The organism is Leptospira fainei serovar Hurstbridge str. BUT 6 (assembly GCF_000306235.2).
GTDB lineage: Bacteria > Spirochaetota > Leptospiria > Leptospirales > Leptospiraceae > Leptospira_B > Leptospira_B fainei.
On record NZ_AKWZ02000010.1, the window covers coordinates 1,303,177 to 1,320,768 of the forward strand.

Here is a 17,592-nt window from a genome sequence, read left to right on the forward strand (position 1 = left end):
AAAATTATCTCATCGAGGTGAGATCTCGGTAGGCTCGAACTACACCGTCGGCTAATGTTTTAGTAAAGGTCAGGGAGACTCTCGCTTTTTCGGATGCTATCATGACTTCGTGAGCGTCTACGCTGTTTGGATCGTAGACCATCTTTTGGGTAAGTTCGTCAGCTTCGACTTGAAGATCGTTAACCGACTTAAATGCATTTCTCATCGCTTCGGAAAAACTTTCAGCTACGTAATCGGGAGAAACCGATTCTTTAACGTCTTTATAATGTCGTTCGTCTTCTGCTTTAACGTTGACTTTATCTCCCTTTGGAGAAAGCGGAAAGCGAGATTCGGAATAACCCGAATTGTACGTGTACCAAAGCTTGGAATTAAAATCTACTTGCACGGTTTTCTCCTTTCACGGGTCTTTTATGCCCTTCCGATTTCCAGAGCTTTATTAAACATTGCTTTAGAGCCGGTGATCATTTGAACGTTCGCTTCATAAGACCGGGATGCCGAGATCATATCAGTCATTTCCGTTACTATATTAACGTTCGGCATTTCTACATATCCTTTTTTAGGACCGATCTGTATTGAATCCGGGTGAGTTGGGTCATAAACCAATCGTAAAGGAGACATGTCCTTTTCGATTTTCATTACTTTCACTCCTTTCCCTTCTCCCGGAGCGATTCCGAAAGGATAGACAGGACTTTTCCAACGGGTCCGTAAGTTTACCGGAGTTAGTATGACTCTATCTCTTCGAAACGGACCATCGCCGTTGGTATTACGAGTCGTAGTGGCATTAGCGATATTGTTTCCGATTACGTCCATGCGTAATCTTTGGGCTGAAAGGCCGGTCGCCGAAATGTTAATCGAAGTAAACAGTCCCATTTTCCTTTCCCTATTGTTCAGCTATGTCCCATCTACGGGAATTAAGCAAGCCTCATGACATTCTTTAAGTCGCGGTAGTTTGCATTGAGGCGATCTGCCATCAGCATATATTGCATTTGTGAATTGGAAGCGTCGACGACTTCCTTTTCGGGATCGACGTTGTTTCCGTCAGCTCTCATCGTTGTTAGATAGTCTATATTCGACTTTGGCTGTACTTGGCGGTAATCCAACGGAGTAAAAAAAGAAATATGCCGCTCGTCTTCGATTCGCGTAGGAATCGCCTTGGAAGCTTCGATTTTCTCCGATTCAAGCGCCCGCTTAATCATAGATTCGAAAAGCACCTCGCTTCTCTTGAAATGCGGAACATCCGCATTAGCAATATTATCAGAGATGACTTTACGCTTCAAGGTGGCGGCGTTCATCCCTCTTTCCAATAGGTCCTGGGTTTTCATGAAATGTGTTTTTTCAAACATAGTACTTTCCCAACTAAAATTTCGGTTGAATTCGGAATTTCCAAAAGATAAAAAAAGTATCTGGCGGAAATTTTCGGCGGAAAAATGGCAAAAAAAGGAAAATAATGAAAGATGGGCGACAATTCCGAGGTTATCGAGATCAAGCCGGAGCTAACAGCTCTCTTTAACGATTATTATGCCTTCCGAAACCAGCTAATGGATGCGATAGCGAAAAAACCAAAACGGATCGTGTTAAATTTGGGAAAAATTCCCGTGATGAATTCTATTTCGATTAGTTCGCTAGTTTGGTTCTGTAAAAACGCCCAATCCGACGGGATTGAGATCCAAATCCAAGAGATACACCCGGATCTGATGAGAACGTTCGAAGTTTTGAAAATCGACGAGTACTTTCAGCAAATTTAAAAAACCAAATCTCAATTCTACGGGATAAGTTCCCGCCGGTTCAGAAAGATCATTTCCTCCGCACGGCAGGTTACTTATTTCCGGTCTTCTATTCGGGATTTCGATTGACTCGCGAACTGCTGGTCTGACGGTCGTCGTTACGATGAAATTCCCTGGACAAGGGATTCGGTACAAGTAGCTTGGGCCCGATGAAAAAATTTATCCTCCTGCTTATGGCGCTTCCGATTTTGTGGAATTGTCATAAGGCGCTCCCCGAACAAATTTTAGGAATTTGGGAAAATACGAAGACTTGTACGCCGGAAGGGAGCTGCAAATTCCCGGTCACCACTCCTGGAGCGAAGCTTACGATTTTGCGAAACGGATTGGCACTCTATGGAGATCCTGAATTGCAGGGAGCCGAAAAAGGAAAAGAATTTCATATCGAATATGTGCTGCATGAAGCGGGAACTAAATCTAAAGCCCCCGAGTTAGCGTTTCGATTCTTAGATTTAGGTTTTGAAATTCGCTACGTAATTTCGAAGGTCAGCGACGTCGAAATGGAACTCTTCAATCCGGAAAAGAATAATACGGAAACCTATAAAAGGGTAGGTGTAAAATAAGAATGCCTCTCTCTTTCGGGAAGACGGTTCTGCTCGTAGTCGTTTTTGGATTAGTTACGCTTCAAGCGGAGGTAACCGGAGAAGAACCTCCGTCGGTAATTCCTGCTTCTCCCGAAGGAGAATTACCCCCTCCTCCGCCACCTACCGACCAATCCGAAATCTCCCGGCGTAAATATCAAATACTTGCTCTTAACACGGAGACTATCAATTTACTTCGGAGTAATAATTTAGTTCGTTCGCAGGCGAATATCGAAAGAATTAAGAAATTAGATCCAGATTGCTTGGAGTATTACTATTTAAATGGAGCATATTTATATGCGATTGGTCGCTATCCTCAATCTAAGAAATCCCTATTAAAGGCGGTTGAGATAAATCCGAGCCATGATCCGTCTTACTATCTGCTCGGTATGATTTTTGTACGTCGGAATAAATGGGAATCGTCCGTTCAATATTTTCAAAAAGCGGTCGAGTTAGCGAATTACAATCCTTTCTACCGATTGAATATGGCTATGGCATATTTTGAAACGGGCCAATATCTTCGCGCAAAATCCGAATCGGAAAAGGCGGTCGAATTGAAACCGAATTTTCGAAATGCGAAACTCATTTTACTTAAATCCGATTTTCTGCTCGGGAATAAAGCGAACGCTTTGACTTTATGCAAAGAATTCGCAAAAGAAGGCTTTCTCACGAAAGAATTCGCTTATATTTACGCCAGGCTAACTATGGACCTCGATAAGAATTTCCGTAAAGCGATTAAGTTATACAATCAATTCCCGGAGTTACCGTTTAATGAAAAACGATTTCTTGCTCACGCCTACTTTCACACGGATAATTTTCGGGCTTCCGCTAACGTTTATTCGACGATTCTTGGAACGAAAATTTTAAGCGAAGAAGACAAAGTGAATTATTTGCGCTCACTTGTTTTCATTAGAGACTATCGGAGACTTGAAACGTTTGTCGCCTCTTGGGTCCAGGAAGAACCGGACAAAAAAGTGAAAATCCAAGAGGCGTTGGATATTGCGGAATTGCTACGGGATAATGATCCGAAAATTTATCATATGTTACCTTCCCGGTCTCCTTATTAATTTAGCGTTTCTTTTTTCTTTGTTGGGAATCGTAAGAGATACGCGATAACAAGCAACCCGATCACAGCCATTCCGATTCGAACAGCGAGTACAGGAAGAAATATCGCGCTAAGTCCCATAGTCAGGATAATAGTTGAAACCGCTATTATTTTGGCCCGTAAAGGAATCGCCTTATGAATTCTCCAATCTCTAATGAATGATCCGAAATATCTATTATTCATTAACCAATTGTAAAATCTTTCGGAAGCCTTCGCATAGCAAGCGGCTGCGGCTAGAAGAAAAGGTGTAGTCGGAAGTCCCGGCACGAATACGCCCGTAATTCCTAATGCAACACATACCGTTCCAAGTATGATTAACAGTATTCGAATCAATTTGGATTTATGAGGTTGTACTTCGTGGCTGTAATCCTTGTATTCCTTTTTCATACTGGACCTTCTTCCTTTCTTTTTTGGGAAATCGATTCGAATTAATTTTTAAAAGTATCCTTGAATTGATCAAGAGAACTTTCCCGACAAATCTTCTTGAGTTTCCTTTTTGCGGCTTACCCCGATTTCAGCTTAAAACAAAAATGGGAGGATTTCTCCTCCCATTTTAACTAAGAACAAAACTTGCTATCGGATTATCAGGTATCTTTAAGAGCCGTTACGATTTCCTGAGTGGCTTTTTTGCCGTCTTGGAAATACATGAGGCAATTCTCTTTGATAAACAAAGGGTTTGGAACGCCTGCAAAACCGGGGCTTAAAGAACGTTTAATTACGATAATCGTTTTAGCCTTCTCAACATCCAAAATCGGCATTCCCGCAATCGGAGAATTCGGATCGGTTTTGGCCAAAGGATTTACTACGTCGTTGGCGCCGTTGATAATCACTACATCGACCGTATCAAAGGTCGGGTTGATCTCGTCCATCTCCTTCATCTTATCGTAAGGAATATCCGCTTCGGCTAATAAGACGTTCATGTGGCCAGGCATCCTTCCTGCAACAGGATGGATTGCAAATTCAACTTCGATTCCGCGGTCCGTAAGCTGATTGTAAAGGTCACGAACGGCATGCTGAGCTTGTGCGACTGCCATTCCGTAGCCTGGAACGATAACAACGCGCTGTGCCATATCCAAAAGCATAGCGACTTCTTCGGCGGAAGTACTTTTAGTTTTTCCGGCATAGATATCGCCGGTATCGGTAGTCGTGACTGCCCCGCCTAACCCGCCGAAGAGAACGTTTGGAAGCGATCGGTTCATCGCTTTACACATAATCTGAGTCAGAATTACTCCGGAGGCTCCAACTAAAGATCCTGCGATAATCAATACGTTATTTCCCAACACGAATCCGGTTGCGGAAGCCGCGATTCCCGAATAAGAATTAAGTAATGCGATTACGACCGGCATATCGGCGCCGCCGATCGGCATTACCAATAGCACTCCAAGAACGGAGCCTACAATTACCACATACCAATACCATTCGATCGCTCTTGGTTGGGTAACGTTCAAGTAACCGAGATACAAAGATCCTGCGAAGAAGAGTATTTTTACGATTTGATCGCCTAAATACCGAACCGATTTTTCGGAAACTAAACCTTGCAGTTTCCCGAATGCGACCACGCTTCCGGTGAAAGTTACCGCACCGATGATTCCGGTCGCAGCGGTTGAAATAGTGAACTGGTAATTTGCGAGTAGCTCGACGTTTTTACCGGTCTCTAATATTTCCATGAGAGAATTTCCGCCGACCAGGAAGGAAGCTAAACCGCCGAAGCCGTTCAGTAATGCAACGAGTTGAGGCATTCCGGTCATTTCTACTTTAAGAGCGATATAGGTCCCGATAACGGTTCCAACAAGAATACTGGAGGCGATCCAAATGATATCTTCCTGTCCGATCTTTCCGTACTCGATAAATACGCCGACAACCGCGAGGAACATACCGATTGCGCCGATAAAGTTACCGCGAACGGCGGTTTTCGGGTGAGATAAATATTTCAACCCGATAATAAATAGGATACTTGAGATTAAGTATAGAAGATTGATAAACGATTTTTCCATTTTTTAAATCTTAGTCCTTTTTCTTGAACATTCCGAGCATTCGGTGAGTTACGACGAAACCGCCGACTACGTTGATGGTAGCTCCGACGATGGCAATAAACCCGAGAATCTTAACCAAAGGACTATTAACGGAGTGAAGAGTTAAAATCGCTCCAATAATCGTGATTCCCGAAATCGCGTTGGAACCGGACATTAAGGGAGTGTGCAAAAGGGGAGGAATACGGGTGATGACTTCGAATCCTACGAACACTGCGAGGAGGAAAATCGTCAGGTAGCCTACGAATTGTTCCATATTAGCTTCCTTGGGTAGGGCTGCCGGCAGGAAATTAGAAAAAGACCGGGGCCCGGAAAATCTGTTCGTTCACTTTTCCGGGATGCCTGCTTCCTGAAAACCCTTTTTTCGAAGCAAGCAGGAGTCGCACTTTCCGCAAGGCTTTCCGTCGATAGGGTCGTAACAAGAATGAGTCATTGAAAAAGGAACTCCTAGCTTGGCTCCCAACAGTACGATTTCTTTTTTTCCCAAGTATTGAAGGGGAGCGGAGATTTCCAGCGGATGTCCTTCAGAACCTGCCTTTGTGCCGATCCGAATCGCTTCGGAATAGGCCTTTAAGAATTCGGGACGACAATCCGGATAGCCGGAATAGTCGAGAGCGTTGACGCCGATGTAAAGTCGGTCTGCATGAGTTCCTTCCGCTAGGGAAACTCCAAAGGATAAAAAAAGAATATTCCGACCGGGTACATACGTATTTGGAATTCCCGATTTTCCCAAGGAATTCTTCGGGACTTTTATTTTCTTTTCGGTGAGAGATGAACCTAAAAAAAACTTCGGTTGAAGCTTTTGGATTAAATGGGGGATTCCCAATCGATTCGCGATTTTTTTAGCGGATTTCAGTTCCACTTTATGGCGTTGATCGTAATCAAAAGAAAGGGCAATCGGCGCGTAGCCATCTTCAATTGCTTGATAAAGGCAAGTGGTAGAATCTAATCCTCCTGAAAACAGCACGACGGCTTTGGGCTTTTCGGAGGAAAAATTTCTCCGAACGGTGTTTGATTCTTTTTTACCGGCCATTCCTTATTTAGGCGACAATTGTCTTGGTCCTTCATAGATGCACGCGCTTGTACACGTTTCATGGAGGGTAATTTTACGCAGTAACGGTAGCTGAGGCCTTAATTTATCCCAAAGCCAAACGCAGATATTTTCGCTAGTAGGATTTTGTAAGCCTTCTATTTCATTCAATAAATAGTGGTCTAAATAATTGTCCAACAGAGGTTTCACAAACTTGCTAATATCAGCGAAATCCATTAACCATCCGGTAACAGGGTCGATGGTTCCTTTCAAATGCAGTTTAAAGCGGAAGCTATGGCCGTGCATTCTCCTACACTTATGACCTTGCGGGACGTTCGGCAGAAAATGTGCCGCATCAAAGCGAAATTCTTTAGTTAATTCAATTTCTTCCATCAATTTGGCCTACGAAGCTATATAAGGAAGGAGTCTTGAGCGAAAGAACAAATGGAAAATTCCCGATTAGTTCGGAGCTCCGAAGGTCGATGAGAAAAAAAGGAAGGACAGAGAGTTTTCCTTTATTTCACCAATTCCTTTAGAATTTCCTGACGTTTTGCGTCTTTCTGTTGCTGGTTTAATACCAACCACTCGCGTTTAATTTGCTTCTCGTTAATACCCTTGGCTTCGGCGTATTTTTTGATGAGCTTTGCAGTCTTTTGGTTCATACCAGACCAAAATCTCGGGATCCGGCTGCCTGTCAAGAAGTGTGGGAAGGTTTATTTGGAGTTATCGGGGTCTTTATGAGTTATAACTTATGTCCGTTTATTAAAAGGGATTCGGAAATTCCCGTTTCGGCATTAACATTCTTCGTAGGGACAATCGGTTCCAACCGGCTCGACTTCGACGGTTGCATGCGGAATTCGAAATTCTTTCGTAATCTTTCGAATTTTCTCCTTCAGCTTTTGGGCGTGCGAAATGGAGGTCCCGGTAACTCCCACGTGCAGCGTTAACACGTGATAATCGCCGTCCATAGACCAAAGATGCAGATCATGAACGGATTCAACGCCTTTCAAACTCAGAATACGTTTTTCTAGTTCCTTAGTATCGATGCCGTCCGGTGTCGACTGGAGATGCAAAAGTAAAATCTTTCTTAAATTACGGAAGGATTGTACTCCCACCCACAACGAAATTAAGATAGATAGGAGAGGATCGACCCAGCTCCATCCAAATAATAAAAGTGTAATGCTTCCTATCAAGACGGCGATCCAGCCTAAAACGTCCTCGAGCAAATGTAGGACGACCGTCTTGCTGTTTATTCCGTCTACTGTTTTCATCTTCAGCAATGCGGCTCCATTAACGGCGATTCCTAAGAAGGACAGACCTAGCATTCCCCAACCGTTAGGATTGGTAGGATTTTGCAGTCTGGAAAATGCGAACGCTAAGATTGCGATGGATCCGCCTAAGAGCACGATCGAGTTTACCAGGGCCGCAGAGAGACCTAACCGCTTATATCCGAACGTAAATGTTTGAGTTCTCGGCCTTGCCGCAATTTTTTGAAAGATCCAGGCTAGCGCCAAAAAACCGCTGTCTCCTAAGTCATGCAAAGCGTCGGACAGAATCGCTAAGCTGTTCGACGCATAACCTCCGACTAATTCGATGATCGCAAAGCCGAAGTTTAAGATGAAAGCGTAAAAAAAAGCTTTGGAACCGTCCGGCACGACTCCATGAGAATGCCCGATATGTCCATCGTGATGATCATGTTCGTGGTTTTCGTGCTGATGATGGCCGTGCATAACTTCAATGATAGAGCGCACGTTTATTTTCCGCCAACTTCTTTTTCAGAAAGTAGTTGCGGGATAACGGGAACTCCGTATCGATTAAGTGTCCGATGAATACAGTAGAGAAAGCCGAACAACTTAAATTGATCGCCGAAGAAGTTTCTAGATGTACGAAATGCAAATTGCATAGCACTCGAACCCAAACCGTATTCGGGGAAGGGAACCCCGCAGCGGAAATCATGTTTATCGGAGAAGGCCCGGGTAAGCAGGAGGATTTGACCGGCCGCCCATTTGTGGGCAAGGCCGGAGAACTATTAACTAGAATCATCGAAAAAGGGATAGGGGTTCCGAGAGAAAGCGTTTTTATAGCCAACATCACCAAATGCCGTCCCACTGTTGATTTACGGTTTGAAAAGGATCGCCCCCCGGACGAAGAAGAAACGATCGCTTGTTCGCCATACTTGTTGCGGCAGATTATGATAATCCAGCCTAAAGTAATCATTACGTTAGGAAATCCTTCCACTCGATTCATTCTTAGAACTCAAGAGGGAATTACTAAACTCAGAGGGAAATGGGGAGATTTTCATGGGATACCTGTGATGCCAACGTATCACCCCAGTTATGTAATCAGAAACGGCGGAGAAAATAGTCCTTTAAAACGAGACGTCTGGGAGGATATTAAGGCGGTTTTGGAAAAATTAGGTTGGAAACGATAGGAGGGATCGATTGGAAAATGAAAGAAATACTCAACTCAAATTTGACGGTAAAGGAGGAGATCTTCTCGGTATTTATCTTTTCAACGCACTCGCAACGATTGCAACATTAGGTATTTATTATTTTTGGGCAACGGTTCGCGCTAGAAAATACCTGAACCGACATCTCGTTTTTATGGATCAACGGTTTGATTTTCATGCGACAGGTAAGGAGAAATTTATCGGGTTCTTAAAAGCCGCATTATTATTTGCGATAGCGGCGGTCGTCTATTACGCTTGGAAGACGATACTCGGGCTTTTTATTCCGGCCGAATGGGCATTTGTCTTTTCTATCATACCGATTTATTTAGTGATTTTGATTCTTCTGCCGTTCGTGATAGTCGGGAGCTTTCGATTCTTTTTAAGTAGAACCTCCTATAATAATATACGATTCCATTTTTCCGGCCATCCGATCGAGTTAGTTAAGATATTCGTTCCGGGCGTGATTTTTTCCGTATTAAGTTTCGGGTTTTATATTCCTTGGTTTTTAATTAGACTGCGGGCCTTTTATACGGATAATTCATATTATGGAAGCGCCGGATTTAAGTTTAACGGTAAAGGTTCAGAATTATTTTGGATTTATTTTAAAGGAATTCTGCTGTTCCTGCCTACTTTTGGTTTATATTATTCTTGGCTGAAGGCCAATGTACAGAATTATTACTGGAATCATACGACATTTAACGGCATTAAGGTAGACTCGAATCTGAAAGGAGAAGATATATTAATCTATATCATTCTATCCTATTTTCTAATAATCGTAACGTTAGGAATAGCTTTTCCTTGGGTATCTGTAATCTGGATAAAGCTTTATATGGAAGCGATTTCATTGGAAGTGGAACCTGATTTAAGCGCTATTCGCCCTGAATTTGATTCGGGAGCCTCTCCCGTTGCCGACGGAATGGAAAGCATCGCTAGTATGGCCGATTCTATTTCCGGTTTTCTAGGATAATAAGAGATGTTAGTCCGCTAAATTTAAGGCCGACGTAAGGAATTGAATCGGTGATGCAAGATCTATATTACGACGGAAAAACGCCGCTTCCTGAAAAAGGAATTCTCAAAGTTGAAAAGGATGGCCTTTGCTTTGCAGCCGACCAGAAAGAATACGTATTTTCCATCCGAGACATACTCAGCGTCGAAAAATTCTCTTCGGAATATAGATTAGAAATAGGAAATTTATCTTCTTCTAATTCTACGGTGATTATCGTTTTTTATTCCGAAAATACTTACGCTAACTTGATTGCGATTGTCAAACAAGGCAAGGTCGGCGCTATTTCCGGAATATGGATGAGTGCGGGGATATGGCAGAAAATCGGAGTGCTTGCGATTTTAGCTTTTATCGTTATATTCGGATACAATTCAGCTCTTTCCTACTTGTATCATTTTGTTCCGTTGAGTTACGATAAGACGCGATCGGCTTTGTTATCGCCTAAAATTCGGGAATTTTTGTACGTTTGTTCCGCTCCGGAGATAAATCGTGTAGTCGATAGTATCGGAAAAAGATTAAAGGATCCGACGGATCCTTTTACCTATGATATTGTCGTCGTTCAGGACAATATCGCTAATGCGTTTGCACTGCCCGGCGGAAATATTATTATTTTTACGGCTTTACTTTCCACGATGGAAAGCCCTGAGGAATTAGCGGGCGTGATTGCTCACGAAATGGCTCATGTGCGTAGACGACATGGGACAAGAAATGAAATTCGTTATCTGGGTAATTTTTTATTTTTATCGTTGACGATCGGATCCGGTTTCGAAGGTGTCGAGTTCATCGAAAATATGGATACGTTCTATGAACTAACGAGTGCGGCCTTATTCAGTCAAAAATTTTCCCGAGAATTCGAGATGGAGGCGGATCGAGAAGCTCTCGAAAATCTTAAGAGATCGAATATTACCGCGGAAGGATTGCAGCATTGGTTCGAAAGACTCAAAGTTACGCTTGCAAAGAAAGAAAAGGAAGAGAATACGATAAATATTCCGGATTTTTTAAGTTCTCATCCTCCAACGGACGAGCGAATTAATGTGATTCAACGTACGATTGCTGAGGGGGATTATTCGAACGGAAAACTCGGTATATCTCGGTCGAAGTGGCCTAGAATTCGAAATCAATGCGGCCAAAGAGAGACCGCATTGAAGAAGTAGCAATTAAACCGATTTCATTCTCCTTTCTTTTTCTTTAGCCAATCCGCAATCCGTTGGTATATTTCCGAGGGCGCATCCTCATGCGCAAATAGGGATAAATGATCGTAATCGATACTTCCGCGATTATCCCTACCGATTTCGAAAAACTGACTGAATCCTTTTTTTCTCCGATAGACCGGGTGAATGGACTCCGCGGGCGAGACGCTATCGATCTTTCCTGCGACAAAAAGTGTCGGAAAATCTAACGATTCAAATTCCGACCAGTTCTTAGGATTTTCCTCTAACGGAGGAAGGTGATTCCAAAGATTTCCATACATGAAAAGAGTCGATGGGTCGTCTTCATCGTATGAAATGAATCTAGAACAGAAGGAGTCCTTATTTTTGCAGGAATCCGTCAAATCCGTTCCGAATCGTTTTTCCTTTTTCATATCCTCCAGGAAGCTGTCATTGAATTTGTAATCCATTCCGGTTCCTAGAAAGAAGCTTTTATAGATATCGAGATCTTTTTTTCCGTGAAGATAATGCAGGATCGTTTGACCGCCGAGAGAAACTCCACCCAGAATGTAATCTTTTCGATTTGTAACTTTCTGAATTTGTGATATAGCTTGAGGAAGAGTTTTCTCTCCGATTTCTTTCAAATCGATTCCGGCGTACGTGTCGAAATGTAAAAGCCAAACCGAGAAGCCGTTTCCATTTAAGACTCCGATGAGCCCGGAATAATCTCCGATATACAGCGCTTTCTTGTTCACTAAAATCGGATCTAAAATTAAGATAGGCGGATATTCGGAATCGACTTGTGAAAATGTCGTAAGATAGACATTCGGAGCAATGTTAGCCGTCTGCCTCGTGAATTTTTCTTCGGTAATTCGAACGTATCGAGTGCACGAAACGAGAAGTCCGAACAGGACCAAAGGTAGAATGGAGATAAAGATATTTTTTATTTTCATAATATATTCCGATTTAGTTTCTTTTATTCAGCCAGCGCAATAGGACAGGGAACACTTCTTCGTCGGCTTTTTTGCCGATCAATAAATCCGTATGCCCGTAATCGTCCGAATGGCCTTTGCCTTTGGAGGCGATGAATAGCGTTTTATCTGTCGTGCCGATATTATCATAAACGTAGCGCAAAGAGTATGTAAACCCTAGTTTATCTCGTCGTCCACCTATGATCAGTGTCGGAATTTTGATATTGGGAATGCCGTCCGCGTAATTTTGCTTTCCGTCCTCGGCTCGAAAGGAACCCGTTTCTATGACTTTTTCCATTTGTCGCGCTTCTCTTTTGGTGACAGAAGCGATCGCCGTCGTCATTACTCCTTTTACAATCTTCGGATCTATATTATCCGCATGCCAGAAGAGTTCTTCAAAATTCTTTTTGGGTAAAAATGGGATGCCTGTTCCCCCGCGAATTCCGGACCAAGTTTCCGTCGGAACCACCGGCCATAGATAAAGTCCCCAAGTAAAATCGGTCCATAGCTGCAAAGCTCTAGAAGGCGGATCCATGATTATGGGCGAACCGATAGTAACTAGATTAGCGACCCTGTTTTCTCCCAAACTGCCCAAGCGAGCGTATAATAACATACCGCCCATACTATGCCCGATCCAATTGATTTTTTCCTTACCCGTCGCACCGAGTACATGTCTAATCGCAGCATCAACGTCCTGTTTGATATAATCGTCGATCGAATAGTCGAACGTTTTTTCCCCAAAGAATAGGGATGGAGATCCTGCATCTTGTCTTCCTCGTAAATCAAGCAACCATACGTCATAACCTTCCTTTTGCAGACTTGCCACTAAGGAGGATTTTTCGTTAATCTTAAAATACTTCCGATTTGCGATGAAGCCATGGCAAATAATGACCGGGAATTTTTTAAGCGCCGTTCCTGCTGTCGGCGGAAAGTGCTCGATTGAAAGATTCCAATTATCTGGGGTTTTTGGATGAGAAATTTCCCCATTTAATGCGATATTTGCCGAACAGGACGCAAATAGCGAGAGGAAGACGATGCTTACGAGTGCGTTACGAATCATACCCATCGATACTCTTTTTTCCGGGAAGAGAATCAAGGAAAAATCGATAATTTCGAATCTCCGTAATTTTTGAATTCGATCCTTCTACTCAGGCCGACCGTTCCAAACGATGTTAGGGGAACATTTTGTGATTTAGAACCCCACCCTTTCTTGGGCGGGGGCCGGTCGGTGGATTCGCGAAGTTGCCCTATCGCAAATTTTAATGACTTTTGCAAGCGATTTTCCTTAATTCTTCTGTAGGACCTCCAACTGAATTGAACTTTAAAATATAGTTGCATGCTTAAAAAGCATACGATCCGCGAAGGATTCATATGACTGTCAATTGTATAATCGCGAAAAATTTTATAAAATTATAATATTTATCCCGGGCAAAGATCTTTATTCTTTCGGCTTTAAGAACAAATATTCTAACGATTTTTTTACGTTACGATAGAATCCGATTTTATGGAGAAGGGGATTCCACCAACCGGTAGTAATGCAAAAATACGTATCGTACGGAAGAGCGTGATGTATACGATGATGTTCCGGTGAAAGAATCCATCCTTTTCTTTGAAAGTAGGAAATCAACGGCCCCGGCTCATCCAGGTGGGCCCATTTATGGATTTGATTCGTGAAAAAAATTCCAATTAAAACGAAGAGCCAGAAAAAACGTCCCCATGGAACTCCCACAAAATCCATAGGAAGATAATAGTCGTATAATAATATCGGGAGCGATACTAGACAGTTATTTCCGTTAGTTTCGACGAAATCATGTCGAGTAATTCCTTTTGGGTCCACATGGTGATCCCGAAACGGAAAAATGAAAGCCTGTCCGATATAGGGGGTTCGTTCGTTTCCGAAACTGTCTCCTAAAAAATGCACAAACCCTGAAATGAAATCCGCCGTTAGGTAGGATGAGAGAAGGAGTAATAGAAAGAAAATCGAAGTTTGAATAGACGATTCTAGGAATTCTCCGATTGACGAGGAAGAGAATTTCCAGATTGAAGCGGCTCCAAAAAACAGGAACGTAACTACGCTTAACATTTCTAATAAGCGGTGAATTCGAAAGGGGGAAGGAAATATCGTTTTGAATAGGCTCATCTTCAATTACTGAAGTTATCTTTGGCGTTACTACGGAAATTTCAAGATTTTTTGACCGTTCAATGGTGCTTAGGTAACGATTATCCTTATCAATTTCCATTAAGTAATAAAAACTATCGAAGAAATTCTATTACGGGAAGAAAATTTTTTATTTCGCTAAATCAAGCTTTTCTTTCTCCTTATGCGGCGGGTATATAGAATGCCCAATAACCCGTTTTGATTATGAAACGAAGAATACTTGAATTTTTAAGACCACCGGTTTTTTCCGACGCTCAGAAAGAGTCATCCGTTAGGCTTCTATACGGTTTAATGTATGTATGCTTGGGCGTAATGGTTGTCTTTCGGATTTTTCATCCTTTATTATCCGAAAGACCGAAGCCCACCTATCTTTCCGTATATTTAATTCCCTTGGCAGTCTTGGTAAGCCATATTTTGGCAAAAAAAGGAAAACTAAAGGCGGCGGCCCATTTTTTGGTCGGTCTTCATTGGTTACTTTTGTTTTTCATAATACTTCGAGAAGGTGGAGTTCAATCGATAGCGTTTTCTTTTTGCATGGTCTTGATCGTCTTCTCGGCTTTAGTTCTTGGGAATATTGCCGCAATGACATATACGGTATTGTCTATTGTAGCGGGCTCATTGAGCATCTATCTGGGTCAATACAATATCATACATCCGGTCTTTCGAGCTACTTCCGATACAGCGATACTTCTCGGAGTATCGATCGGTTTTTTCATGGTGGCCGTGCTTATGCGATTTGCCCTTATCGGATTCCGTAAGATGAGAGAGGAACTGTCGGAAGTTCAGCTTTATGCTAAAGTCGGCGGCTGGACGTTTAATACCGAAACGTTAGAGTTAACTTTGACTAAAGAGTATTTAATTCTTCTTGGAAAGGAAGACGCTAACGAGGCGAAGACGTTAGCTTTCGATTCGTTTTTGGAATCGCACGTCGCCGAAGAAGACCATAATAAGCTACGCGACATCTTGAAGGAAAGTTTAGCTAATAAGAACGATCCGACGTTCTCCGTTGATTTCGTTTATCAAGCTATTCGCTTTGACGGTAGCCGAAGGTTCATTCAGGTAAGGGGAAAATTTAGGGATTCGATTGTCGGTTTCGGTACTGGGCAGGACATTACGGAGAAATACCTTTCCCAAGAAAAGTTAAGGACGAGCCAGGAACTTTTTGCGAAAATATTTCAATTAAGCCCGTATGCAATTTCGATTTCTCGATTTGCCGACGGGAGATATTTCGACATTAACGAAGGATTTACTCGTCTGTTCGGTTTTACTAGAGAGGAAGTGCTGGGAAAAACGGCCTTCGATATTCGACTCTGGGTTAATCCTGACGATAGGATCGGGTTTGCGGAAACGATAAAAAGGGATGGAATTCTTTTAAATGCGGAGACGTTGTTTCGAGCTAAGGACGGGCGAATCATACATTCCGTATTCTCAACGAGATTAGTGATCATTGACGGAGAGCAAAGCATGATCAACGTCGTTCAGGATACGTCGGAAAGGAAGGAAGCGGAAGACCTTAGAGTTTTAAACCGAGAGATTTCGGAACAAAATCAGCTCATAGAAGAGCAGAAAAGAGAACTAGAAGTAACGCTGCAAAATTTAAAAAGAACGCAAAATCAGTTGGTCTTATCCGAAAAAATGGCCGCCTTAGGCCAATTGGTTGCCGGGATTGCGCATGAAATTAATAATCCGATCGGCGTGATCAGCGCTTCTAACGAAACGATCAGAAGCCACTTTTCTCGATCGATGCAGCGTATGGAAGAAGCATTTGTGATTTTGCAAGGCTTACAGGAAAAGGCTAGAGATGATTTATATTCTCTTCTCCGTAAAGGTCATTATAATCAGGAATTATTATCTCCGAAGGAAGCTCGCGAAAGAACGAAGGTTTTAGAAAGCAATTTAAAGGAATTAGGGATAGAAGGAGCTAGGTCTCTCGCCGAAGAATTGGTGGAAGCCGGGTTAGAAAACGCGCTATCGGATTTTCCTCGTTTGTTTACCGGAAAACATTCCAGGGAATTGTTGATGTACGCGTTGGACGAAATTCAAGCCGCTAGAAGTTGTCGCTTAATCGAAATGTCGGTCGATCGAACCTCAAAGATCGTATATGCGCTTAAAAATTTTTCGCATTTCCGATCGGGAGGAATTAAGACGGCAGTGCATCTTTACGAGAGTTTGGATACGGTTTTAACGATTTATCACAACCAACTTAAGACAGGCGTCGAAATCAAAAAAGATTATAGTGGTATCCCGCCTATCCAAGCTTATCCGGATGATCTACTTCATGTTTGGACAAATTTAATTTATAACGCGGCTCAGGCTATGAACTTTAAAGGCGTTTTAAAACTTGAAATTCATAGGATTGGCGACTACGAAGCTGAAGTAAGAATTTCCGATACAGGTCCCGGGATTGCGGATTCTATCGCGGATCGCATTTTTGAACCTTTCTTTACTACGAAATCTCAGGGTGAAGGGTCCGGTTTAGGATTGGATATCGTTCGGCGTATTATCGAGAATCATGACGGCTCAATTCGCTTCGAATCCTCTTCGGAGGGAACGACTTTCTTTGTTCGCTTACCTATAAGTCCGTCCAACGAATTCGTATAAACATTCATTTATCATTTCGTTTAACAGATACTTTTTTCTCCGGCTTACTTTTTCTTCTTTAGAAATTTTTCAATTTTTGGCCGAATTACGTAATGACAGTAAGGTTGATCGGAATTCGTGCGAAAATAGTTTTGATGGTAGTTTTCTGCGGGAAAAAACTTTTCCATTGCTACGATTTCGGTAACTATCGGAACTTCGAAAGTCGACTGAGCCTTTTCTCTCGATTCTTCGGCGATTTTTTTCTGCTCCGGAGTTTCAAAGAGAATGATGCTTCTATATTGAGTACCTTCGTCATTTCCTTGGCGGTTTCTCGTAGTCGGATCATGGGCTTCCCAAAAAACGTTTAGTATATCGGAAAACGAAATTTTTGTCGGATCGAAACCGATACGAATTACTTCCGCGTGTCCAGTAAGCCCGGAGCATACGGACTTGTAATTTGGCGAGGGATCCGAACCTCCCGCATAACCGGAAACGATCGATTCCACTCCATCCACTAGTTGAAATACTGCTTCCACACACCAGAAGCAACCTCCTCCTACAGTCGCGAATTCCAGTTTTTTTTCCTCTGCCATCCTACTTCCTCCGGATTCTTTACTTACATTAGATTTAACGGTATCTATGAAAAATAAAAAAGGTTTTGAATTTGTTTAAATTCTGCCCCGTTTTTCGAAAAAGCCAGCGCCAATAAGATGAAAAATGCGATCGGCGAAAGAATTCCGATCCATGTATATGATT

At 42.5% G+C, this 17,592-nt stretch carries 21 protein-coding genes; 7 read left to right on the top strand and 14 right to left on the bottom strand.

Annotated elements, in window-relative coordinates; genetic code table 11:
- Window positions 1-4: 4 nt before the first annotated feature.
- Genes fliE through flgB form a run of 3 tightly spaced genes read right to left on the bottom strand, consistent with a single transcriptional unit; the run spans window position 5 to window position 1,343 of the window.
- Complete coding sequence (fliE, locus tag LEP1GSC058_RS15235) at window positions 5-385, bottom strand: flagellar hook-basal body complex protein FliE (protein ID WP_010417131.1); 381 nt, start codon at window positions 383-385, stop codon at window positions 5-7.
- Between the two features lie 23 nt (window positions 386-408).
- Window positions 409-870: a flagellar basal body rod protein FlgC gene (gene flgC, locus LEP1GSC058_RS15240; RefSeq protein WP_039948432.1), complete on the bottom strand. Its 462-nt coding sequence runs from the start codon at window positions 868-870 to the stop codon at window positions 409-411.
- A 41-nt stretch (window positions 871-911) separates the two neighbouring features.
- Window positions 912-1,343, bottom strand: a complete 432-nt coding sequence (gene flgB, locus LEP1GSC058_RS15245) for a flagellar basal body rod protein FlgB (protein ID WP_016550362.1) — start codon at window positions 1,341-1,343, stop codon at window positions 912-914.
- Window positions 1,344-1,454: 111 nt separating this feature from the next.
- Between flgB and LEP1GSC058_RS15250 the strand changes: the two genes are divergently transcribed.
- From LEP1GSC058_RS15250 to LEP1GSC058_RS15260, 3 genes are all read left to right on the top strand, one after another.
- Window positions 1,455-1,745, top strand: a complete 291-nt coding sequence (locus LEP1GSC058_RS15250; protein ID WP_016550829.1) for an STAS domain-containing protein — start codon at window positions 1,455-1,457, stop codon at window positions 1,743-1,745.
- A 188-nt stretch (window positions 1,746-1,933) separates the two neighbouring features.
- Window positions 1,934-2,344, top strand: a complete 411-nt coding sequence (locus LEP1GSC058_RS15255) for an LIC10301 family lipoprotein (RefSeq protein ID WP_039948433.1) — start codon at window positions 1,934-1,936, stop codon at window positions 2,342-2,344.
- A gap of 2 nt (window positions 2,345-2,346) precedes the next feature.
- The gene (locus tag LEP1GSC058_RS15260) at window positions 2,347-3,429 is read left to right on the top strand and encodes a tetratricopeptide repeat protein (protein ID WP_016550460.1); all 1,083 of its coding nucleotides are present in this window, start codon (window positions 2,347-2,349) and stop codon (window positions 3,427-3,429) included.
- On the opposite strand, the gene LEP1GSC058_RS15265 is transcribed toward LEP1GSC058_RS15260, so the two are convergent.
- The 7 genes from LEP1GSC058_RS15265 to LEP1GSC058_RS15290 all read right to left on the bottom strand — a co-directional run bounded on the left by LEP1GSC058_RS15265 (window position 3,426) and on the right by LEP1GSC058_RS15290 (window position 8,257).
- Window positions 3,426-3,854: a YbaN family protein gene (locus LEP1GSC058_RS15265; protein ID WP_016550802.1), complete on the bottom strand. Its 429-nt coding sequence runs from the start codon at window positions 3,852-3,854 to the stop codon at window positions 3,426-3,428. The genes LEP1GSC058_RS15260 and LEP1GSC058_RS15265 overlap by 4 nt on opposite strands.
- A 197-nt stretch (window positions 3,855-4,051) precedes the next feature.
- On the bottom strand, window positions 4,052-5,461 hold the full coding sequence (locus LEP1GSC058_RS15270; RefSeq protein ID WP_016550085.1) for an NAD(P)(+) transhydrogenase (Re/Si-specific) subunit beta: 1,410 nt from the start codon (window positions 5,459-5,461) through the stop codon (window positions 4,052-4,054).
- 10 nt (window positions 5,462-5,471) lie between these two features.
- A complete protein-coding gene (locus LEP1GSC058_RS15275; protein ID WP_010417145.1) occupies window positions 5,472-5,753 on the bottom strand; it encodes an NAD(P) transhydrogenase subunit alpha in 282 nt (93 codons plus the stop codon).
- Between the two features lie 69 nt (window positions 5,754-5,822).
- Window positions 5,823-6,530 (bottom strand): 7-cyano-7-deazaguanine synthase QueC, encoded by a 708-nt coding sequence (gene queC / locus LEP1GSC058_RS15280; protein WP_016550204.1) that lies wholly within the window; start codon window positions 6,528-6,530, stop codon window positions 5,823-5,825.
- Between the two features lie 3 nt (window positions 6,531-6,533).
- Window positions 6,534-6,920: a 6-carboxytetrahydropterin synthase QueD gene (queD, locus tag LEP1GSC058_RS15285; protein ID WP_039948436.1), complete on the bottom strand. Its 387-nt coding sequence runs from the start codon at window positions 6,918-6,920 to the stop codon at window positions 6,534-6,536.
- 122 nt (window positions 6,921-7,042) lie between these two features.
- Window positions 7,043-7,189: a hypothetical protein gene (locus tag LEP1GSC058_RS20365; RefSeq protein WP_016550165.1), complete on the bottom strand. Its 147-nt coding sequence runs from the start codon at window positions 7,187-7,189 to the stop codon at window positions 7,043-7,045.
- A 132-nt stretch (window positions 7,190-7,321) separates the two neighbouring features.
- Window positions 7,322-8,257, bottom strand: coding sequence for a cation diffusion facilitator family transporter (locus LEP1GSC058_RS15290; protein WP_039948438.1), 936 nt, complete (start codon window positions 8,255-8,257; stop codon window positions 7,322-7,324).
- A gap of 95 nt (window positions 8,258-8,352) precedes the next feature.
- Between LEP1GSC058_RS15290 and LEP1GSC058_RS15295 the strand changes: the two genes are divergently transcribed.
- From LEP1GSC058_RS15295 to LEP1GSC058_RS15305, 3 genes are read left to right on the top strand one after another with little or no spacing between them, the layout of a single operon-like run.
- On the top strand, window positions 8,353-8,958 hold the full coding sequence (locus LEP1GSC058_RS15295; protein ID WP_039948439.1) for a uracil-DNA glycosylase: 606 nt from the start codon (window positions 8,353-8,355) through the stop codon (window positions 8,956-8,958).
- 10 nt (window positions 8,959-8,968) lie between these two features.
- Window positions 8,969-9,943 (top strand): YjgN family protein, encoded by a 975-nt coding sequence (locus tag LEP1GSC058_RS15300; RefSeq protein ID WP_016549925.1) that lies wholly within the window; start codon window positions 8,969-8,971, stop codon window positions 9,941-9,943.
- Window positions 9,944-9,996: 53 nt separating this feature from the next.
- Window positions 9,997-11,133: a M48 family metallopeptidase gene (locus LEP1GSC058_RS15305; protein ID WP_016550974.1), complete on the top strand. Its 1,137-nt coding sequence runs from the start codon at window positions 9,997-9,999 to the stop codon at window positions 11,131-11,133.
- A gap of 14 nt (window positions 11,134-11,147) precedes the next feature.
- On the opposite strand, the gene LEP1GSC058_RS15310 is transcribed toward LEP1GSC058_RS15305, so the two are convergent.
- The 3 genes from LEP1GSC058_RS15310 to LEP1GSC058_RS15325 all read right to left on the bottom strand — a co-directional run bounded on the left by LEP1GSC058_RS15310 (window position 11,148) and on the right by LEP1GSC058_RS15325 (window position 14,238).
- Entirely contained in the window at window positions 11,148-12,080 is a 933-nt protein-coding gene (locus LEP1GSC058_RS15310) for an alpha/beta fold hydrolase (protein WP_016550171.1), read from the bottom strand.
- A 13-nt stretch (window positions 12,081-12,093) separates the two neighbouring features.
- On the bottom strand, window positions 12,094-13,164 hold the full coding sequence (locus tag LEP1GSC058_RS15315) for an alpha/beta hydrolase (RefSeq protein ID WP_016549434.1): 1,071 nt from the start codon (window positions 13,162-13,164) through the stop codon (window positions 12,094-12,096).
- 372 nt (window positions 13,165-13,536) lie between these two features.
- Window positions 13,537-14,238: a fatty acid desaturase CarF family protein gene (locus LEP1GSC058_RS15325; RefSeq protein ID WP_016549999.1), complete on the bottom strand. Its 702-nt coding sequence runs from the start codon at window positions 14,236-14,238 to the stop codon at window positions 13,537-13,539.
- A 222-nt stretch (window positions 14,239-14,460) separates the two neighbouring features.
- Between LEP1GSC058_RS15325 and LEP1GSC058_RS15330 the strand changes: the two genes are divergently transcribed.
- Window positions 14,461-16,857 (top strand): sensor histidine kinase, encoded by a 2,397-nt coding sequence (locus tag LEP1GSC058_RS15330; protein ID WP_016550671.1) that lies wholly within the window; start codon window positions 14,461-14,463, stop codon window positions 16,855-16,857.
- Window positions 16,858-16,901: 44 nt separating this feature from the next.
- On the opposite strand, the gene msrA is transcribed toward LEP1GSC058_RS15330, so the two are convergent.
- Window positions 16,902-17,429 (bottom strand): peptide-methionine (S)-S-oxide reductase MsrA, encoded by a 528-nt coding sequence (gene msrA / locus LEP1GSC058_RS15335; RefSeq protein WP_016550389.1) that lies wholly within the window; start codon window positions 17,427-17,429, stop codon window positions 16,902-16,904.
- Window positions 17,430-17,592 lie beyond the last annotated feature (163 nt).

Excerpts from the sequence above, each read along its gene's own strand:
- LEP1GSC058_RS15310 (WP_016550171.1), bottom strand. The coding sequence starts at position 12,080 with ATGAAAATAAAAAATATCTTTATCTCCATTCTACCTTTGGTCCTGTTC.
- LEP1GSC058_RS15330 (WP_016550671.1), top strand. The coding sequence starts at position 14,461 with ATGAAACGAAGAATACTTGAATTTTTAAGACCACCGGTTTTTTCCGAC.
- queC (WP_016550204.1), bottom strand. The coding sequence starts at position 6,530 with ATGGCCGGTAAAAAAGAATCAAACACCGTTCGGAGAAATTTTTCCTCC.
- LEP1GSC058_RS15325 (WP_016549999.1), bottom strand. The coding sequence starts at position 14,238 with ATGAGCCTATTCAAAACGATATTTCCTTCCCCCTTTCGAATTCACCGC.
- LEP1GSC058_RS15270 (WP_016550085.1), bottom strand. The coding sequence starts at position 5,461 with ATGGAAAAATCGTTTATCAATCTTCTATACTTAATCTCAAGTATCCTA.
- LEP1GSC058_RS20365 (WP_016550165.1), bottom strand. The coding sequence starts at position 7,189 with ATGAACCAAAAGACTGCAAAGCTCATCAAAAAATACGCCGAAGCCAAG.
- msrA (WP_016550389.1), bottom strand. The coding sequence starts at position 17,429 with ATGGCAGAGGAAAAAAAACTGGAATTCGCGACTGTAGGAGGAGGTTGC.
- flgC (WP_039948432.1), bottom strand. The coding sequence starts at position 870 with ATGGGACTGTTTACTTCGATTAACATTTCGGCGACCGGCCTTTCAGCC.
- LEP1GSC058_RS15255 (WP_039948433.1), top strand. The coding sequence starts at position 1,934 with ATGAAAAAATTTATCCTCCTGCTTATGGCGCTTCCGATTTTGTGGAAT.
- queD (WP_039948436.1), bottom strand. The coding sequence starts at position 6,920 with ATGGAAGAAATTGAATTAACTAAAGAATTTCGCTTTGATGCGGCACAT.
- LEP1GSC058_RS15295 (WP_039948439.1), top strand. The coding sequence starts at position 8,353 with ATGAATACAGTAGAGAAAGCCGAACAACTTAAATTGATCGCCGAAGAA.
- LEP1GSC058_RS15260 (WP_016550460.1), top strand. The coding sequence starts at position 2,347 with ATGCCTCTCTCTTTCGGGAAGACGGTTCTGCTCGTAGTCGTTTTTGGA.
- LEP1GSC058_RS15250 (WP_016550829.1), top strand. The coding sequence starts at position 1,455 with ATGGGCGACAATTCCGAGGTTATCGAGATCAAGCCGGAGCTAACAGCT.
- LEP1GSC058_RS15290 (WP_039948438.1), bottom strand. The coding sequence starts at position 8,257 with ATGCACGGCCATCATCAGCACGAAAACCACGAACATGATCATCACGAT.
- LEP1GSC058_RS15305 (WP_016550974.1), top strand. The coding sequence starts at position 9,997 with ATGCAAGATCTATATTACGACGGAAAAACGCCGCTTCCTGAAAAAGGA.
- LEP1GSC058_RS15275 (WP_010417145.1), bottom strand. The coding sequence starts at position 5,753 with ATGGAACAATTCGTAGGCTACCTGACGATTTTCCTCCTCGCAGTGTTC.
- LEP1GSC058_RS15315 (WP_016549434.1), bottom strand. The coding sequence starts at position 13,164 with ATGGGTATGATTCGTAACGCACTCGTAAGCATCGTCTTCCTCTCGCTA.
- flgB (WP_016550362.1), bottom strand. The coding sequence starts at position 1,343 with ATGTTTGAAAAAACACATTTCATGAAAACCCAGGACCTATTGGAAAGA.
- LEP1GSC058_RS15265 (WP_016550802.1), bottom strand. The coding sequence starts at position 3,854 with ATGAAAAAGGAATACAAGGATTACAGCCACGAAGTACAACCTCATAAA.